The sequence below is a fragment of the Microbispora sp. H10836 genome (assembly GCF_012999525.1).
In the GTDB taxonomy this organism is placed as follows: domain Bacteria; phylum Actinomycetota; class Actinomycetes; order Streptosporangiales; family Streptosporangiaceae; genus Microbispora.
The window spans coordinates 41,340-55,521 of sequence record NZ_JABBWU010000017.1 but is presented as its reverse complement, the minus strand read 5'-3'; the positions used below and the strand labels follow the sequence as shown (position 1 = coordinate 55,521).

16 protein-coding genes are annotated in these 14,182 nt (G+C 71.6%); 9 read left to right on the top strand and 7 right to left on the bottom strand.

Annotation, left to right across the window (positions count from 1 at the left end):
- Window positions 1–52 precede the first annotated feature (52 nt).
- The 5 genes from tsaE to HHX30_RS27995 form a co-directional block, all read right to left on the bottom strand.
- On the bottom strand, window positions 53–514 hold the full coding sequence (gene tsaE, locus HHX30_RS28015) for a tRNA (adenosine(37)-N6)-threonylcarbamoyltransferase complex ATPase subunit type 1 TsaE (protein WP_169985212.1): 462 nt from the start codon (window positions 512–514) through the stop codon (window positions 53–55).
- Window positions 511–1,563, bottom strand: a complete 1,053-nt coding sequence (locus HHX30_RS28010; RefSeq protein ID WP_169985210.1) for an alpha/beta fold hydrolase — start codon at window positions 1,561–1,563, stop codon at window positions 511–513. The genes tsaE and HHX30_RS28010 overlap by 4 nt, the downstream gene beginning before the upstream one ends.
- A gap of 24 nt (window positions 1,564–1,587) precedes the next feature.
- Window positions 1,588–2,733 (bottom strand): alanine racemase, encoded by a 1,146-nt coding sequence (alr, locus tag HHX30_RS28005; RefSeq protein ID WP_169985209.1) that lies wholly within the window; start codon window positions 2,731–2,733, stop codon window positions 1,588–1,590.
- 54 nt (window positions 2,734–2,787) lie between these two features.
- A complete protein-coding gene (locus tag HHX30_RS28000; protein ID WP_169985208.1) occupies window positions 2,788–4,290 on the bottom strand; it encodes an NAD(P)H-hydrate dehydratase in 1,503 nt (500 codons plus the stop codon).
- Between the two features lie 134 nt (window positions 4,291–4,424).
- Window positions 4,425–4,775, bottom strand: a complete 351-nt coding sequence (locus HHX30_RS27995; RefSeq protein WP_310742200.1) for a holo-ACP synthase — start codon at window positions 4,773–4,775, stop codon at window positions 4,425–4,427.
- Between the two features lie 105 nt (window positions 4,776–4,880).
- Here HHX30_RS27995 and coaA point away from each other — a divergent pair, with 105 nt between their 5' ends.
- From coaA to HHX30_RS27965, 6 genes are all read left to right on the top strand, one after another.
- Window positions 4,881–5,822 carry a type I pantothenate kinase gene (gene coaA, locus HHX30_RS27990; protein ID WP_169985206.1) on the top strand — a complete coding sequence of 314 codons (942 nt, stop codon included), beginning with the start codon at window positions 4,881–4,883 and terminating at the stop codon, window positions 5,820–5,822.
- A 9-nt stretch (window positions 5,823–5,831) separates the two neighbouring features.
- Window positions 5,832–6,767, top strand: a complete 936-nt coding sequence (locus HHX30_RS27985) for a DUF389 domain-containing protein (RefSeq protein ID WP_169985205.1) — start codon at window positions 5,832–5,834, stop codon at window positions 6,765–6,767.
- 76 nt (window positions 6,768–6,843) lie between these two features.
- Window positions 6,844–7,770 (top strand): ABC transporter ATP-binding protein, encoded by a 927-nt coding sequence (locus tag HHX30_RS27980; RefSeq protein WP_169985204.1) that lies wholly within the window; start codon window positions 6,844–6,846, stop codon window positions 7,768–7,770.
- A complete protein-coding gene (locus tag HHX30_RS27975) occupies window positions 7,767–8,633 on the top strand; it encodes an ABC transporter permease (protein WP_169985203.1) in 867 nt (288 codons plus the stop codon). Before HHX30_RS27980 ends, HHX30_RS27975 begins: the two co-directional genes overlap by 4 nt.
- Window positions 8,630–9,583, top strand: coding sequence for an ABC transporter ATP-binding protein (locus HHX30_RS27970; protein ID WP_310742199.1), 954 nt, complete (start codon window positions 8,630–8,632; stop codon window positions 9,581–9,583). Before HHX30_RS27975 ends, HHX30_RS27970 begins: the two co-directional genes overlap by 4 nt.
- Window positions 9,580–10,296, top strand: coding sequence for an ABC transporter permease (locus HHX30_RS27965; protein ID WP_169985202.1), 717 nt, complete (start codon window positions 9,580–9,582; stop codon window positions 10,294–10,296). Before HHX30_RS27970 ends, HHX30_RS27965 begins: the two co-directional genes overlap by 4 nt.
- Here HHX30_RS27965 and HHX30_RS27960 read toward each other — a convergent pair.
- Both HHX30_RS27960 and HHX30_RS27955 read right to left on the bottom strand, forming a co-directional pair.
- A complete protein-coding gene (locus tag HHX30_RS27960) occupies window positions 10,293–11,258 on the bottom strand; it encodes an alpha/beta hydrolase (RefSeq protein WP_169985200.1) in 966 nt (321 codons plus the stop codon). The genes HHX30_RS27965 and HHX30_RS27960 overlap by 4 nt on opposite strands.
- A 49-nt stretch (window positions 11,259–11,307) precedes the next feature.
- The gene (locus HHX30_RS27955; RefSeq protein WP_211592697.1) at window positions 11,308–11,556 is read right to left on the bottom strand and encodes a putative quinol monooxygenase; all 249 of its coding nucleotides are present in this window, start codon (window positions 11,554–11,556) and stop codon (window positions 11,308–11,310) included.
- A 30-nt stretch (window positions 11,557–11,586) separates the two neighbouring features.
- On the opposite strand from HHX30_RS27955, the gene HHX30_RS27950 reads away from it, so the two are divergent.
- From HHX30_RS27950 to HHX30_RS40900, 3 genes are all read left to right on the top strand, one after another.
- Window positions 11,587–12,375, top strand: a complete 789-nt coding sequence (locus HHX30_RS27950; RefSeq protein ID WP_249350525.1) for an AraC family transcriptional regulator — start codon at window positions 11,587–11,589, stop codon at window positions 12,373–12,375.
- Between the two features lie 201 nt (window positions 12,376–12,576).
- Complete coding sequence (locus HHX30_RS27945) at window positions 12,577–13,920, top strand: AAA family ATPase (RefSeq protein ID WP_169985198.1); 1,344 nt, start codon at window positions 12,577–12,579, stop codon at window positions 13,918–13,920.
- A gap of 14 nt (window positions 13,921–13,934) precedes the next feature.
- Window positions 13,935–14,171, top strand: coding sequence for a hypothetical protein (locus HHX30_RS40900; RefSeq protein WP_211592634.1), 237 nt, complete (start codon window positions 13,935–13,937; stop codon window positions 14,169–14,171).
- Window positions 14,172–14,182: the final 11 nt, after the last annotated feature.

Genomic DNA, 14,182 nt, shown 5'->3' with positions numbered 1-14,182 from the left:
CCGCACGTCAGAGCCCAGATTGCGGCCTTTATGCGTGCTCGCGGAGGACGTTTCAGGCGAGGGAGAGCTCGGACCAGCGCGAGCCCACGCCCGTCACCCGTACGCGGCGCTCCTCGCCCTCGGTGCCCCGCTCGACGTGGATCTCCAGGCGGTCCTCCGACAGGCCCTCGACCAGGCCCTCGCCCCACTCGACCACGGTGACCGACTCCGCCAGCGAGGCGTCGAGGTCGAGGTCGTCCACCTCGAGCGTGCCGCCCAGGCGGTAGGCGTCGGCGTGCACGAGCGCGGGCCCGCCGGACAGGGACGGGTGGACCCGGGCGATCACGAACGTCGGGGACGTGATCGGCCCGCGCACCTTCAGACCCTCCGCGACGCCCTGCACCAGCGTCGTCTTCCCCGCGCCCAGCGGCCCGCTCAGCACGACCAGATCCCCGGGACCGAGCAGCGCGGCCAGCCGCGCGCCCAGCGCCCGCGTCTCCTCGGCGGTCGCGGCCCGGAACTCAGCCGTGGTCACGTGTTTCCCCTCTCGGCTCTCTTCAGCAGCTCGCGCAGCGCCTCGTTCACCGTGTCGGGCCGTTCGAGCTGCACGAGATGCGACGTCTCCGGCACGGTGGTGAGCTGCGCGGTCGGCGCGGCCGCCGCCATCGCCCTGCTGTGGTCGATCGGCGTCAGCCAGTCGCGCTCCCCGACGATTATCGCGGTGGGCACCTTGTTGAGCACGTCGAGCGCGGTGAGCTTGTCGTGCGACATCAGCGCCGGATAGAAGTCGGCGATCACCTCGGAGGGGGTGGCCCTGATCATCGACTCGACGAAGTCCACGACGGTCGGGCTGACGTTCTTGGAATCGCCGAACCCGAGGTGGCGCAGCGCCAGGAACGACAGGTCGGTGCCGGCCTGCCGACCCCGGTCGACCAGCGCGCCGCTCCTGCGCATGACCGACACGGCGGGCGGCACAGCGAGGTTGACGAGCTTGGAGACCAGGGCGGGCAGGCCCAGGGTGAGCTCGGCGAGCTTGCCCGCCGAGGTCGCGATCAGCGACACGCCGCGGATCTTGTCCCCGAACAGCTCGGGCCGCCGCTCCGCCAGCGCCATGATCGTCATGCCGCCCATGGAGTGGCCCACGACCACACACGGCCCGGGGACGAGCTTGTCGAGGACGAGCGCGAGGTCCTCGCCGAGGCGCTCGATGGTGCAGTCGCTCGCCGGGGCGCGGGCCGACAGGCCGTGGCAGCGCTGGTCCCACAGCACCAGCCGATAGGAGTCGCGCAGGTCGCGCCGCTGGTAGTGCCAGGAGTCCGAGGAGAGGCAGTAGCCGTGGCACAGCACGACCGTCAGCGGCGCGTCCTCCACACCGTCGATCTCGGCATGGATTTCCACGCCGTCCGAGGTCGTGAGCGTCACCTGGCGGCCACGTAGCTCGCCGAAGGGCTCACTCGCCTCCAGGTCCGGCCGCAGGCGGATGCGGCCGACGGCGTACCTCTTGGCGAGCGTGGCCGCGGCCACCCCCGCCGACGCCGCGCCGAAGACCGCTCCGGCGATCCCGACCTTGCGACGTGTGCCCATGCCTGCCCTCCTCGCAGCCGCGGCTCAGCGTTCGTCCAGGTGGACGCGAGGCACGCGGGATCCGATCCTCGTCACGATCTCATAGTTAATCGTGCCCAGGGAATCCGCCCAATCCTGACAGGTCGGCTCACCGTGGTCCCCGGGTCCGAAAAGGATCACCTCGTCCCCCGATTCCACCGGATCGTCACCGAGGTCGATGACGAACTGGTCCATGCACACCCGGCCGGCGATCCGCCGCCGGCTCCCCGCCGCCAGCACCTCCGCCTGGTTGGTCGCGTTTCGCGCGATGCCGTCCGCATACCCGAGAGGGACGAGGCCAAGCGTGGTCTCCCGCTCGGTGACGTACAGGTGCCCGTACGACACACCGGAGCCGGGGGGGACCCGCTTGACGTGCGCGAGCCGGGCCGTCAGCGTCATGGCGGGGCGCAGCCCGAAGTCGCCGAGCTCGGGGACCGGGCTCAAACCGTAGACCGCGATGCCCGGGCGCACCATGTCGTACCTCGCCTGCGGCAGCGTGAGGGCGGCGGCGGAGTTGGCGATGTGGCGGGCCGCGTCGTCCGGCACACCGGCCTTGCCGGCGACGGCGACCGCCTCCTCGAACGTCGCGAGCTGGCGCGCGATGGACGGATGGCCCGGGATGTCGGCGCACGCGAGGTGCGACCACAGGCCGGCGATCTCGATCGCCCCGGTCGCCCGCGCGGCGAGCGCGTGCTCGACCAGCGACGGCCAGTCGGCGACGGTGGCGCCGCCCCGGGAGTTGCCGGTGTCGGCCTTCAGGTGCACCCGGGCCGTACGACCGGTGCGCCGGGCGGCCGCGACGATGTCGTCGACGACCCACGTCGCGCCGGCGGACAGTTCGACGTCCGCGAGCAACGCGGCGTCCAGCGGCTCTCCCGGCGTGATGAGCCACGACAGGATCGGCGCGGTGACACCCGCCTCGCGCAGCGCAAGCGCCTCGCGGACGAAGGCCGTGCCGAGACGGGTCGCGCCCGCCTCCAGGCATGCCTGCGCCACGGGCAGCGCGCCGTGACCGTACGCGTCGGCCTTGACGACCGCCATGAGATCGGCGCCGGAGGCCTGCCCGGCGAGCAGCCGGACGTTGTGCCGGATGGCGGACAGGTCCACGCGTGCCTCGGCCGGGGTGGCGGAGTGCACCGTCGAGAAGCTCATTTTTCCAGTGTGTCAGGTGGACCCGGGTGGATGCGCCCATCCTGACGCCGCACGTCAGAGCATACGAAGGGCCTCGGGGAGCGTCTGGGCGACGTCGAGGGCGGCGATCGGCGCCTGCCCGCCTCCCGTGGCGCCGCCCCCGGCGGCGATCCGCGCCGCCAGCCCGTGGACGTACGCCGCGCACGAGGCCGCGTCGTAGCCCGTCATCCCGGCGGCGAGCAGGGCGCCGGCGATGCCCGACAGGACGTCGCCGGTGCCGCCCGTGGCCAGCCAGGGCGTCCCCGTCGTGTTGACCCGCACCGGCCGGTGTTCCTCGGCGACGAGCGTGGTCGAGCCCTTGAGCAGCACCGTCGCGCCCAGCTCCGCGGCGGCCCGCCGTACGTGTTCGAGCCGCCCGGCCTCGACGCGCTCGCGCGGCACGCCGAGCAGCCGCGACAGCTCCCCCGCGTGCGGCGTGAGCACGGTGGGGGCGGCCCGGCGCAGCAGCGTGCGGTCCTTGGCGAGGAGCGTCAGCCCGTCGGCGTCCACCAGCACCGGCACGCCGGTGGACAGCACGGCTCGGGCCACCGCGTGTGCCTCCGGGCCGGTCCCGAGGCCGGGGCCGAGCACCCACGCCTGCACGCGCCCGACCTCGTCCAGCGAGCTCTTCAGCACCAGCGACGGGTCGAGCACGGTCGTGACGGCCTCCGGCCACCGGGCCCTGACCAGCCGAACCGGCTCCGCCGAACTCGCGAAGCGCACCAACCCCGCGCCGGCGCGCACCGCGCCGCCGACCGAGAGCACGGCGGCCCCGGTGTACCTGTCGCTGCCCGCGGCGATCCCCACCACGCCCCGCCGGTACTTGTCGCTCTCCGCGCCGGGGCGGGGCAGCATGTCGGCCACGTCGTCGCCGGTCAGCGCGGCCACCTCGGGATCCGGCAGGAAGGGCCCGAGGCCGATGTCCACCAGCTCGACCGCGCCCGCGTGCGCGGCTCCCGGGTCGACGAGCAGACCGGCCTTGTACGCGCCGAACGTCACCGTCATGTGCGCGCGGACGGCCGCTCCGTCGACCCGTCCGCTGCTCGCGTCCACCCCGCTGGGCACGTCGACCGCGACGACCAGGCCGGCGGCCCCGGCGGTCAGCTCCGCGAGCGTCCCGTACGGCTCCCGCAGCGCCCCGCCGCCCCCGATTCCGACGAGGCCGTCCATCACGAGGTCGGCGCCGGCGAGCAGCTCGCGCGCCCGCGCGGTGTCGTACGGGTGCGCCCGGCCGCCCGCCTCCCGCAGCGCGGCCAGACCGCCCTGATGGGCGCGCGAACCGGCGAGGACGGCCTCCACCCGCGCTCCCCTGCGCGCCAGCCGGGCGCCGGCGTACAGGGCGTCCCCGCCGTTGTCGCCGCCGCCGACGAGCAGCGCCACGCGGGAGCCGTACACCCGGCCGCGGGAGCCGGCGAGCAGGTGCGCGCAGACCGCGGCGAGTCCGGCGGCGGCCCTGTCCATCAGCGTCCCCTCGGGGAGCCTCGCCATCAGCGCGTGCTCGGCGGCGCGGATCTGTTCGGAGGTGTAGGCGGTCCGCATGGGTCCGACGGTAGCCTGCCGCGACGGCGAAGGCGATCACCGCACGCCCACGGTGGCGGGCACGAACGGCGCCGTTTCCATGGGATCGGGCCGTGCCGCTCGGGATCTGCTCGGGACTCGGCTCAGGACCCTGCTCAGGACTCGGCGACGACGTAGGCGACCGCCACCCCGCCGTCGTGGGACAGGGAGACGTGCCACCTGCGTACGCCGAGGTCGCGGGCCACCTCGGCCGCCCGGCCCGTGATCCTCAGCTCGGGACGGCCGCGCCCGCCGAGCACGACCTCCGCGTCGAGGTGCCGCAGCCCCGGCGGGACCCCGAGGGCCTTGGCCACGGCCTCCTTGGCGGCGAAGCGTGCGGCCAGCGACTCCAGCGCCAGCGCGGCCTCGGCCTCGGTGAACAGGCGGCGCCGCAGGCCGGGGGTGCGCTCCAGCGCCGCGCCCAGGCGCGCCACCTCGACCACGTCCACCCCGATGCCCACGATCACACCGCCAGCGTACGGGCCTTTAACCCTTCCCCGTCGCGCGCCGAAGTAATCCATCGATTTTTGTCCACAGCCTGTGCACACCCCGCGTGGGGCCGCCGGGACGCCATGGCTACGCTTGCCGTCGTGGCAGATGGGGACGCGTACGTCGAGCTGAGCCGCGAGCAGTGGGCTGACCTGCGCAAGAACACACCGCTCACGCTCACCGAGGCGGAGTTGGAGGAGCTTCGCGGCGTCCATGACCCGATCGACCTGTCCGAGGTGACCGACATCTATCTGCCGCTCACCCGGCTGCTGAACCTGCACTTCACGGGTTCGCGGCAGCGCGGCGCGGCCGTCGGCGCGTTCCTCGGCGAGCAGGACGCGCCCCCGCCGTACGTGCTGGGCATCGCGGGCAGCGTCGCGGTCGGCAAGTCGACCACGGCGCGGCTGCTGCACACGCTGCTCGCCCGCTGGCCCGAGCACCCACGGGTCGATCTGATCACCACCGACAGCTTCCTGTATCCCAACAAGGTGCTCGAAGAGCGCGGGATCATGCACCGCAAGGGCTTCCCGGAGAGCTACGACCGGCGGGCGCTGGTGAGCTTCGTGGCCGACGTGAAGGCGGGCCGCCCCTCGGTGGAGGCGCCGGTCTACAGCCATCTGGAGTACGACATCGTGCCGGGCGCGGCGCAGACGGTGGACCGGCCGGACATCCTCATCGTCGAGGGGCTCAACGTCCTGCAGCCCGCGCCGCCGGACGCCCTGGCGGTCTACGACTACTTCGACTTCTCCATCTACGTCGACGCGCGCATGGAGGACATCCGCACCTGGTACGTGGAGCGCTTCCACAAGCTGCGCCGTACGGCCTTCTCCGACCCGAAGTCCTACTTCCGGCACATCGCGGAGCTGTCGCACGAGGAGGCGACCGCGTTCGCCGAGGACGTCTGGCGGGACGTCAACGAGCGCAACCTGGTGGAGAACATCGCCCCCACCCGCCACCGGGCCGGCCTGATCCTCCACAAGGGCTCCGGCCACTCCGTCCGGGGGGTACGGCTGCGCCGAACCTAGGATGCAGCCGTGCTGCATCTGCGGGTCATCGCCCCGTTCCAGCGGACCGGCCAGGTCGTCGAGGTCTTCGACCGCACGCCGGGCGTCACCAACGTCGTGCTCCTCCGCGGGGCGGCGAGGCGGCCGGAGGGCGACGTCGTGCTCGCCGACGTCGCCAGGGAGGCCGCCGACGCGGTCATCGACGAGCTCAAGGCGCTCGGCCTGGAACGGGACGGCTCGATCACGGCCGAGGACATCGAGCTGTCCATCTCCCGAGGCGCCGCCGAGGCGGAGGAGCAGGCCCCCGGAGAGGGCGACGACGCCGTGGTGTGGGACCAATTCGAGCAGCGGGTGGCCCTCGACAGCCGTATCACCTGGGCGTTCCTGGCGTTCCTCGTCATCGCCACGCAGATCGCCGCGATCGGCGTGCTGATCCCGTCGCAGATCCTGATCGTCGGCGCGATGGTCCTCGGGCCGGAGTTCGGCGCGGTGGCCGCCGTCTCCTTCGGCCTGCTGCGCCGCCGGTGGCGACTCGTCGGGACGGCCTCCCGCGCGCTCGCGACCGGCTTCGCGTCCGCGGTCGCCGTCACCCTGGCCTGCGCCCTCGTCGCGCGCGGCCTCGGCTGGATCTCCCCCGACACCCTGCGGCACCACGACGAGGTGCGCTTCATCGTGACGCCCGACCGGTGGTCGTTCATCGTGGCGCTGCTCGCCGGCGCCGCGGGCGTGCTGTCGATCACGGCGGGCAAGTCCTCTGCACTGGTGGGCGTCTTCATCTCCGTCACGACCGTCCCGGCGGCCGGCTACATGGCCGTTGCCCTGGCGCTCTCACGCTGGGACGAGGTCGGCGGCTCGGCGCTGCAGCTCCTCGTCAACATCACGGGCATGGTCGTCGCCGGCGCGCTGACGCTGTTCCTCCAGCGCTCCCTGTGGAACCGGTACGCCGGAGGTGGGGGACGGACGTGACAGGCATACCTGAGACGTAGACGGGTTCCTCCATCAGGCGGAGGTCCGGCGCTCGCCTGCCCAGTAGGGTCGGATCATGACTGCGAGCGCGACCCCATGCTTCGCGACCGAGGGGCTGACCAAGCGCTTCCCCCGCGTCACGGCGCTCGACGACCTCACGGTCGCGGGCGGCACCGGCGTGACCGGCCTGGTGGGCGCCAACGGCGCGGGCAAGTCGACGCTGATCAAGATTCTGCTCGGCCTGCTCTCCCCGAACTCGGGGAGTGCCTCGGTGCTCGGCCTCGACACGGCCACGCAGGGCTTCGAGATCCGGCGGGCCGTCGGCTACATGCCCGAACACGACTGCCTGCCCCCGGACATGTCCGCCACCGAGTTCGTGGTGCACATGGCCCAGATGTCCGGGCTGCCGCGCACGGCCGCCCGTGAGCGTGCCGCCGACACCCTGCGCCACGTCGGGCTGGACGAGGAGCGCTACCGCCCGATGGGCGGCTACTCCACGGGCATGCGGCAGCGGGTCAAACTCGCCCAGGCCCTCGTCCACGACCCGAAGCTGGTCTTCCTGGACGAACCCACCAACGGGCTCGACCCGCAGGGCCGCGACGAGATGCTCGCGCTGATCCGGCGCATCGGCACCGAGTTCGGCATCAACGTGCTGGTCACCTCCCACCTTCTCGGCGAGCTGGAGCGGGTGTGCGACCACGTCATCGTCATCGACGGCGGGCGTCTGCTGCGCTCGTCGGCGATCCGGGAGTTCACCCGGGCCGAGCAGACCATCGCGGTAGAGGTCGAGGAGGGGCAGCAGCGGCTGGCCGAACGCCTCACCGCCGGCGGCGAGACGGTCGCGGCGCAGGGCAGGCTGCTGACGGTCCAGGTGGCCGCGGACGACCCCGGCCGCACCTACGACGCCGTACGCGACGCCGTCTGCGACCTCGGCCTCAGCCTCCTGCGGCTGGAACAGCGCCGGGGCCGCATCGAGGACGTCTTCAAGGAGCCGGTGGCATGACGACAGAGCCGACCGCGGTCATCCACGACATCGGATACCGCCACTACGACGGCGTACGGCTGGGGCGCGGCCGGGCGACGCTCGCCCTCGGCGTGCAGAGCCTGCGCGGCGTGTTCGGGCTCGGCCGCACGACCCGCGCCAAGATCATGCCGCTGCTGCTGGTCGCGATCATGCTGATGCCGACGGTCGTGTCGATCGGCGTGATGGCGCTCGCCAAGCAGTACGTCATGCCCTATCCGGGATACGCGATCTTCATGCAGGCGGTGATCGCGGTCTTCCTCGCCGCGCAGTCGCCGTACCTGGTCGCGCCGGATCTGCGCTTCCGCGTGCTGCCGCTGTACCTGTCCCGCCCGCTGACCGTCACCGACTACGTCCTGGCGAAGCTGACCGCGCTGGCGATCGCGCTGTTCGGCCTGCTGGCCGTGCCGCTCACCATCCAGTTCGTCGGCGAACTGCTGGTGGACCTGCCCGGACCGCCGCACACCGGCGACTACCTGGGCGCGCTGGGCGGCGCCGTGCTCTTCGCGCTGCTGCTGTCCACCGTGAGCATCGCCCTGGCGTCGTTCACCCCGCGCCGCGGGCTCGGCGTCGCGGTGGTGATCGCGTTCTTCATGTTCACCGCAGCCGTCTCCACCACCTTCTTCGCAGTGCTGTCGGTGTCCGGCCGCGACTCCGTCGCGCCGTGGGCGCTGCTCCTCAACCCGTTCTTCCTCGTCGACAGCGTCCAGTCGGCGCTGTTCGGCACCGCACCGGCCACCGGCGAGGGCTATCCGTCGGGCATCGCGTCGTGCGCGATCCTGCTGGCCGTGATCGCCCTGGCCGTGACGGGCGTACTCCTCCGTTACCGGAAGGCGGCGTCGTGACCACCACAAGCTCTCCCGTGGCCACCCGGCAGGGCGTACTCGAACTCGCCCAGGTGTCCCGCTGGTACGGCAACGTCGTCGCGGTCAACGACGTCACGATGACGATCGGGCCCGGCGTCACCGGCCTGCTCGGGCCGAACGGCGCGGGCAAGTCGACGTTGCTGCACATGATGGCCGGGTTCCTCGCGCCGTCCAGCGGCACGGCGACCCTCGACGGCCGGCAGATCTGGCACAACCACGAGATCTACCGGCAGATCGGCCTGGTCCCCGAGAAGGAGGCCGTGTACGGCTTCCTCACCGGATGGCAGTTCGTGCTCTCGTCCGCCCGGCTGCACGGTCTGCCCTCGCCCGCCGACGCGGCCCGCAGGGCCCTCGACCTGGTGGAGATGACGGACGCCTCCGGCCGTCGCATCGAGACGTACTCGAAGGGCATGCGGCAGCGTGTGAAGGTCGCCGCCGCCCTCGTCCACGACCCCCAGGTGCTGCTCCTGGACGAGCCGTTCAACGGCATGGACCCCCGGCAGCGGCTCCACCTCATGGACCTCGTCCGCCGCATGGGCGAGGACGGCCGGACCATCCTGTTCAGCTCGCACATCCTCGAAGAGGTCGAGCGGGTGGCCCACCACATCGAGGTCCTGGTCGCCGGGCGGCACGCGGCGTCCGGGGACTACCGCGAGATCCGGCGGCGCATGGCCGACCGGCCGCACCTGTTCCGGGTCAGGTCGAGCGACGACCGGCGCCTGGCCGCCGCCCTCATCTCCGACCCCGCCTCCAGTGCGGTCACCCTGGCCGAGCAGGGCGTCGAGGTGCAGGTGACCGACCATGCGCGCTTCACCGCGCTCCTGCCCCGGATCGCGCGCGACCTCGGCGTGCGTCTGTGGCAGGTCTCCCCCACCGACGAGGACCTGGAAAGCGTCTTCTCCTATCTGATCTCCGGAGGCGCGCGATGAACACGGTGGTGGCGGACATCACCTACCGGGCCATGCTCGGGCGCAAGCGGATCTGGCTGCTGATCCTGCTGCCGGTCGCGCTGGTCGCGCTCGCCGCGCTGCTGAGACTGATCAACGGCCACGACGAGCAGACCGCCGTGACCCTGATGAAGAGCTTCGCGATCGGCACGATGCTGCCGCTGCTCGGGCTGATCGCCGGGACGGGCGTGATCGCCCCGGAGATCGAGGACGGCACGATCATCCACCTGCTGTCCAAGCCGATCTCCCGGCCGGTGATCGCGGTGACGAAGTTCGTGGTCGCCGCCTCCCTCGTCGCGGTGTTCGCGGCCGTCTCGACCTTCGCCGCCGCCTATCTCCTGACCGGCTCGGAGTCGGGCGTCGCGACCGGCTTCACCCTCGGGGCGCTGTTCGGCGGCATCGCGTACGCCGCGGTGTTCCTGCTGCTGGGTGTGCTCACCCGCCACGCGGTCGCGGTCGGCGTCATCTACGCCCTCCTGTGGGAGGGCGTGGTCGGCGGCTACGTGCCCGGCGCGCGGAAGTTCTCCATCCAGCAGTGGGCCCAGTCGCTCGCCGACCAGATCTCCTCCTCGCCGTTCTTCTCCAGCGAGGTGACACTCGGCTTCGCCGTACCGGCGGTGGTCCTCGTCACGGTCGGCGCCGTCGTCTGGACCGGCCAGCGCCTGCGCTCCCTGTCCCTCACCGGCGACGACTAGCTCCCGTTCGTGAAATCCGGGCGCAGCACTCGGGCGAGCCAGTCGGTGCGCGTCCGGCGAGCCGTGGCCGAGATCCGCGCCTGCGGATACAGGGCGTCGAATCCGTGGCAGCCGCCCGCCCAGACGTGCAGCTCCGCCTGGCCGCCGGCCGCCCAGATGCGGGTGGCGTAGTCGGCGTCCTCGTCGCGGAAGACCTCGGCGGAGCCGGTGTCGATGTAGGTGGCCGGCAGGCCCGACAGTTCGTCCGCCAGCGCGGGCGAGACGTACGGGGGCACCTCGTCGCCGGTGAGGTCGCCGAGGACGCAGCGCCATCCGAACTCGTTCATCTCGCGGGTCCAGACGCCGGGACCGCCCGAGAACTGGCGGCTCGACGTGCTGGTGTTGCGGTGGTCGAGCATCGGGCAGATCAGCATCTGCGCGGCGATCGGCGGGGCGCCGCGGTCTCGGGCCAGCAACGTGACGCCGGCGGCGAGGCCGCCGCCCGCACTGGCGCCCGCGACGACGATCCTGGCGGGATCGATGCCCAGTTCGGCGGAGTGCTCGGCGATCCAGAGCAGGCCCTGGTAGCAGTCGTCGACCAGGGCGGTCCCGGTGGCCTCCGGTGCGAGCCGATACTCCACGGAGACCACGACCGCGCCGAACCGGTCGAGCCACTCAAGCGGGATGTCGATCTGCGAGAAGCGGTCGCCCATGACCATTCCGCCCCCGTGCATCCAGTAGACGCAGGGCGCGGCGACGGCGTCCGCGGTCTTGAAGATCGACATGGGGATGGGGGTGCCGTCCGCGGCGGGCACGATGACCTCGTGCCGGTCGACCTGCCGGTGTGCGAGGAGGGGCTCGATTGGTGTCGACGGGAGCCGGCGCAGTTGCGCGAGCACTTCCTGGTCGAGCTGGGACATGAGAGGCATGCCGGCCAGCAGCTCACGCAGTTCGGGGTCCAGGCCGGGGCGTGCCGGGGTCATGGTCACTGCCTTTCGTAGGGGAGGGAGGGTTGCTGAGCGATCGGCGGGGTCAGAACGCGGCCTTGCCGCGCACCGGGACGTGGTCGGCGTACTCGGACTCCTTGGCCAGCAGTCCGCCGATCCGCGCCACGATGTCCTGGGCGGCCTCGCCGGCGAAGATCCGGTGATGGTCCTCCTCGCTGGTCCAGCCCTCGATGACATGGACGACGTCGGGATCGGACGCGGAACGCGAGACCAGGTAGACGACGCAGTGCTCGCTCGCGCCGGGGCTCCCCTCGTCCAGGCCGGTCAGCAGCACGTCGACCGGTCGGACCCGCCGGCGCCCTCGATGTCCGGCACCGTGCTGGCGGTCATCGCCCAGGGCGCCAAACGGCTCGCGCTCGGTGACCGGATCTTCGAGTACGGCGCCGGGCAGTACCTGGTCGCCTCGGTCGACCTGCCGGTCACCGGGCAGTTCACCCAGGCGGATCCCGAGCGGCCGGCGCTGGGCTTCGGTCTCGTCCTGGAACCGCCCGCCGTCGCCGAGTTGCTGCTGCGGGCCGCGCCCGGAGACACTCCCCCCACCGGTGGGGGCGCGGCGCCGGGGATCGTCGTCAGCGACGCTCCGGTTGCTCTGCTCGACGCGGTGGTCCGGCTACTGCGCCTGCTCGACGAGCCCCGCGACCGGGCCGTGCTGGCCCCGCTGGTCAAGCGCGAGATCCTGTGGCGCCTGATCACCGGCGAGCAGGGCGCGACGGTTCGCCAGCTCGGCCTCGCCGACAGCGGCCTCAGCCATGTCTCCCGGGCCGTGCGCTGGATCCGCGAGCACTACGCGCAGCCCTTCCGGGTCGAGGACCTGGCGCGGCTGTCCGGCATGAGCGTGTCCGCCTTCTACCGCAACTTCCACGCGGTGACCGCGATGAGCCCCATCCGGTTCCAGAAGCAGATCCGGCTGCAGGAGGCCCGGCTGCTGCTCGCCACCCACCCGGGCGACGTCACCGGAGTCGGCCACCGCGTCGGCTATGACAACCCGTCACAGTTCAGCCGGGAGTACCGCCGCCAGTTCGGCGCACCTCCAAGCCAGGACGCCGCGCGCCTGCGCCGGAGCGTCCGCGACCCCGCAGGCGTCCTTCCCTGACCGGTCGCTGCAGGAGTACCCGCTCGCCAAGCCGATCGCGAACGCACGCCGGCCGGGTCCGGGCGAGATCCTGGATCAGGCGGAGGCAAACCCCACCAAAGACGTCCCCACGACCGACAGCCTCGCCGAACTCGGCACGCGGCCGGATGCGGGGCACGGACGCGCTCTCTGACGCCCCTTAGTGTCGCTACGGTGGAACACATGAGACCGCGCCTGGCGCAACTCCGCCTCACTGAGTTCAAGTCGTTCCGCAGTGCTTCGGTGATGGGGTTGGGCGGCATGACCGTGCTCATCGGGCGCAACAGCAGCGGCAAGTCCAACGCCCTCGACGGGCTGGAGGTGCTCTCCCGGCTGGCGACGGGGGCTGACCTCGTGGAGGCCCTCGACAGCCGCCGAGGGGACGAGGGGCCGCTCCGGGGAGGAATCGAGGGCTGTCCCCCACACGGAACCGACCGCTTCCGTCTTGGCTGCACGGTCGTGTCGCTCGAGCAGGCCGGCAGCGGCTACGCTCTCATCGATCTCGATGTGACCGTGCGGGTACGACCGGAACCGGAGATCCTCAGCGAGACGCTAACGGGCGTGTCCGGCAGAGTGCGCAACACGAAGGACCCCTCCTCCAAAATCTGGCACAAACTACTGACGACCCGTGACCCGGCACCGGGAAGCGGGAGCATCGACGCCACGTGGTACCGGGGAACCCGGGGACGTGGCCCAGTGGCGTCCTTCCGTGCGACCCGACTGCTCACGACGCAGCTTCCGCTCCGGCTGGCCCAGGACACCGAAACAGAACGCCATGTGGTCCAGGCGGCGGAGGACATGCTGGAAGCCCTTCAGGGCGTCTTCCATCTCGATCCCGTCCCCCATCTCATGCGGCAGTACGTACCGGGGCGCGACGTGCGGCTGCGGCGCACCGGCGAGAACCTCTCGGCCGTCATTGGCCAGATGGCGGAGCGCGATCCTGATCAGTTCGCCCAGTTGGTCGAGCTCGTCCGCGATCTCGTGGAACACGAGGTGACGGGCATCGAGGTTGTCCGGTCCGAACTGAACGACGTCATGCTCGCGCTGCGCGAGGGCCGGGCCATCACCCCCGCCCGGGAGATGAGCGACGGTCTCCTGCGTTTCATGGCCATCGCGACGACCCTGATCACTCATGGCCGGGATGTGGATCTGGGCGGCATGCCGGACCGCGAACGCTCCGTGACCGTCGTGATCGAGGAGTTGGAGAACGGCCTGCATCCCTCACAGGCAGGAAAGGCCCTCGAACTCGTACGCAGGGCGGTCAAGGACGACGGAGCTCAGGTGCTGTTCACCACTCACAGTCCCGCACTGCTGTCGGGGCTGTCCGCCGAGGATCACAAGTCAGTGGTCGTCTGTTCGCGGGACCCGGAAACACAGGAGTCGACGCTCACCCCCCTGCCCGAGTTGGACGGGTATCCCCGGCTGATGGCGCAGGGCGATCTGGGGTCCGTCGTGACCGCGGGTCTGCTCAGCGAGGAGCGGCGCAGCGACTTCTCCGAGTTCGACCGCCTTATGGGGATCGGGTGATCATGGCTCGCCGTGTGGAGTTCGTGGACACGTCGATTCTCTGCAACCTCCTCGACGTACCGGGCAAGAACCAGCATCAGCGGAAGACCGTTGAGGAGCTGCGGCTGAAGCGATACATCGCGCAGCTCGGCAACGGACACGACCGGCGGGATCGAGCGAAGAAGCTCCATGCGCTCCTCGACCTGGTCATCAGAGGTGAAGCCCCCTGGGTGCTGCCACACGGTGGAGTGGGGCGAACCCTTTCTGCGTGAACTCCTCGGAG

Coding starts and splice junctions, on each gene's coding strand:
- HHX30_RS27960 (WP_169985200.1), bottom strand. CDS start 11,258: ATGACCCCGGCACGCCCCGGCCTGGACCCCGAACTGCGTGAGCTGCTG.
- HHX30_RS27975 (WP_169985203.1), top strand. CDS start 7,767: ATGACGACAGAGCCGACCGCGGTCATCCACGACATCGGATACCGCCAC.
- coaA (WP_169985206.1), top strand. CDS start 4,881: ATGGCTACGCTTGCCGTCGTGGCAGATGGGGACGCGTACGTCGAGCTG.
- HHX30_RS27945 (WP_169985198.1), top strand. CDS start 12,577: ATGAGACCGCGCCTGGCGCAACTCCGCCTCACTGAGTTCAAGTCGTTC.
- HHX30_RS28010 (WP_169985210.1), bottom strand. CDS start 1,563: ATGGGCACACGTCGCAAGGTCGGGATCGCCGGAGCGGTCTTCGGCGCG.
- alr (WP_169985209.1), bottom strand. CDS start 2,733: ATGAGCTTCTCGACGGTGCACTCCGCCACCCCGGCCGAGGCACGCGTG.
- HHX30_RS27950 (WP_249350525.1), top strand. CDS start 11,587: ATGTCCGGCACCGTGCTGGCGGTCATCGCCCAGGGCGCCAAACGGCTC.
- HHX30_RS27965 (WP_169985202.1), top strand. CDS start 9,580: ATGAACACGGTGGTGGCGGACATCACCTACCGGGCCATGCTCGGGCGC.
- HHX30_RS27980 (WP_169985204.1), top strand. CDS start 6,844: ATGACTGCGAGCGCGACCCCATGCTTCGCGACCGAGGGGCTGACCAAG.
- HHX30_RS28000 (WP_169985208.1), bottom strand. CDS start 4,290: ATGCGGACCGCCTACACCTCCGAACAGATCCGCGCCGCCGAGCACGCG.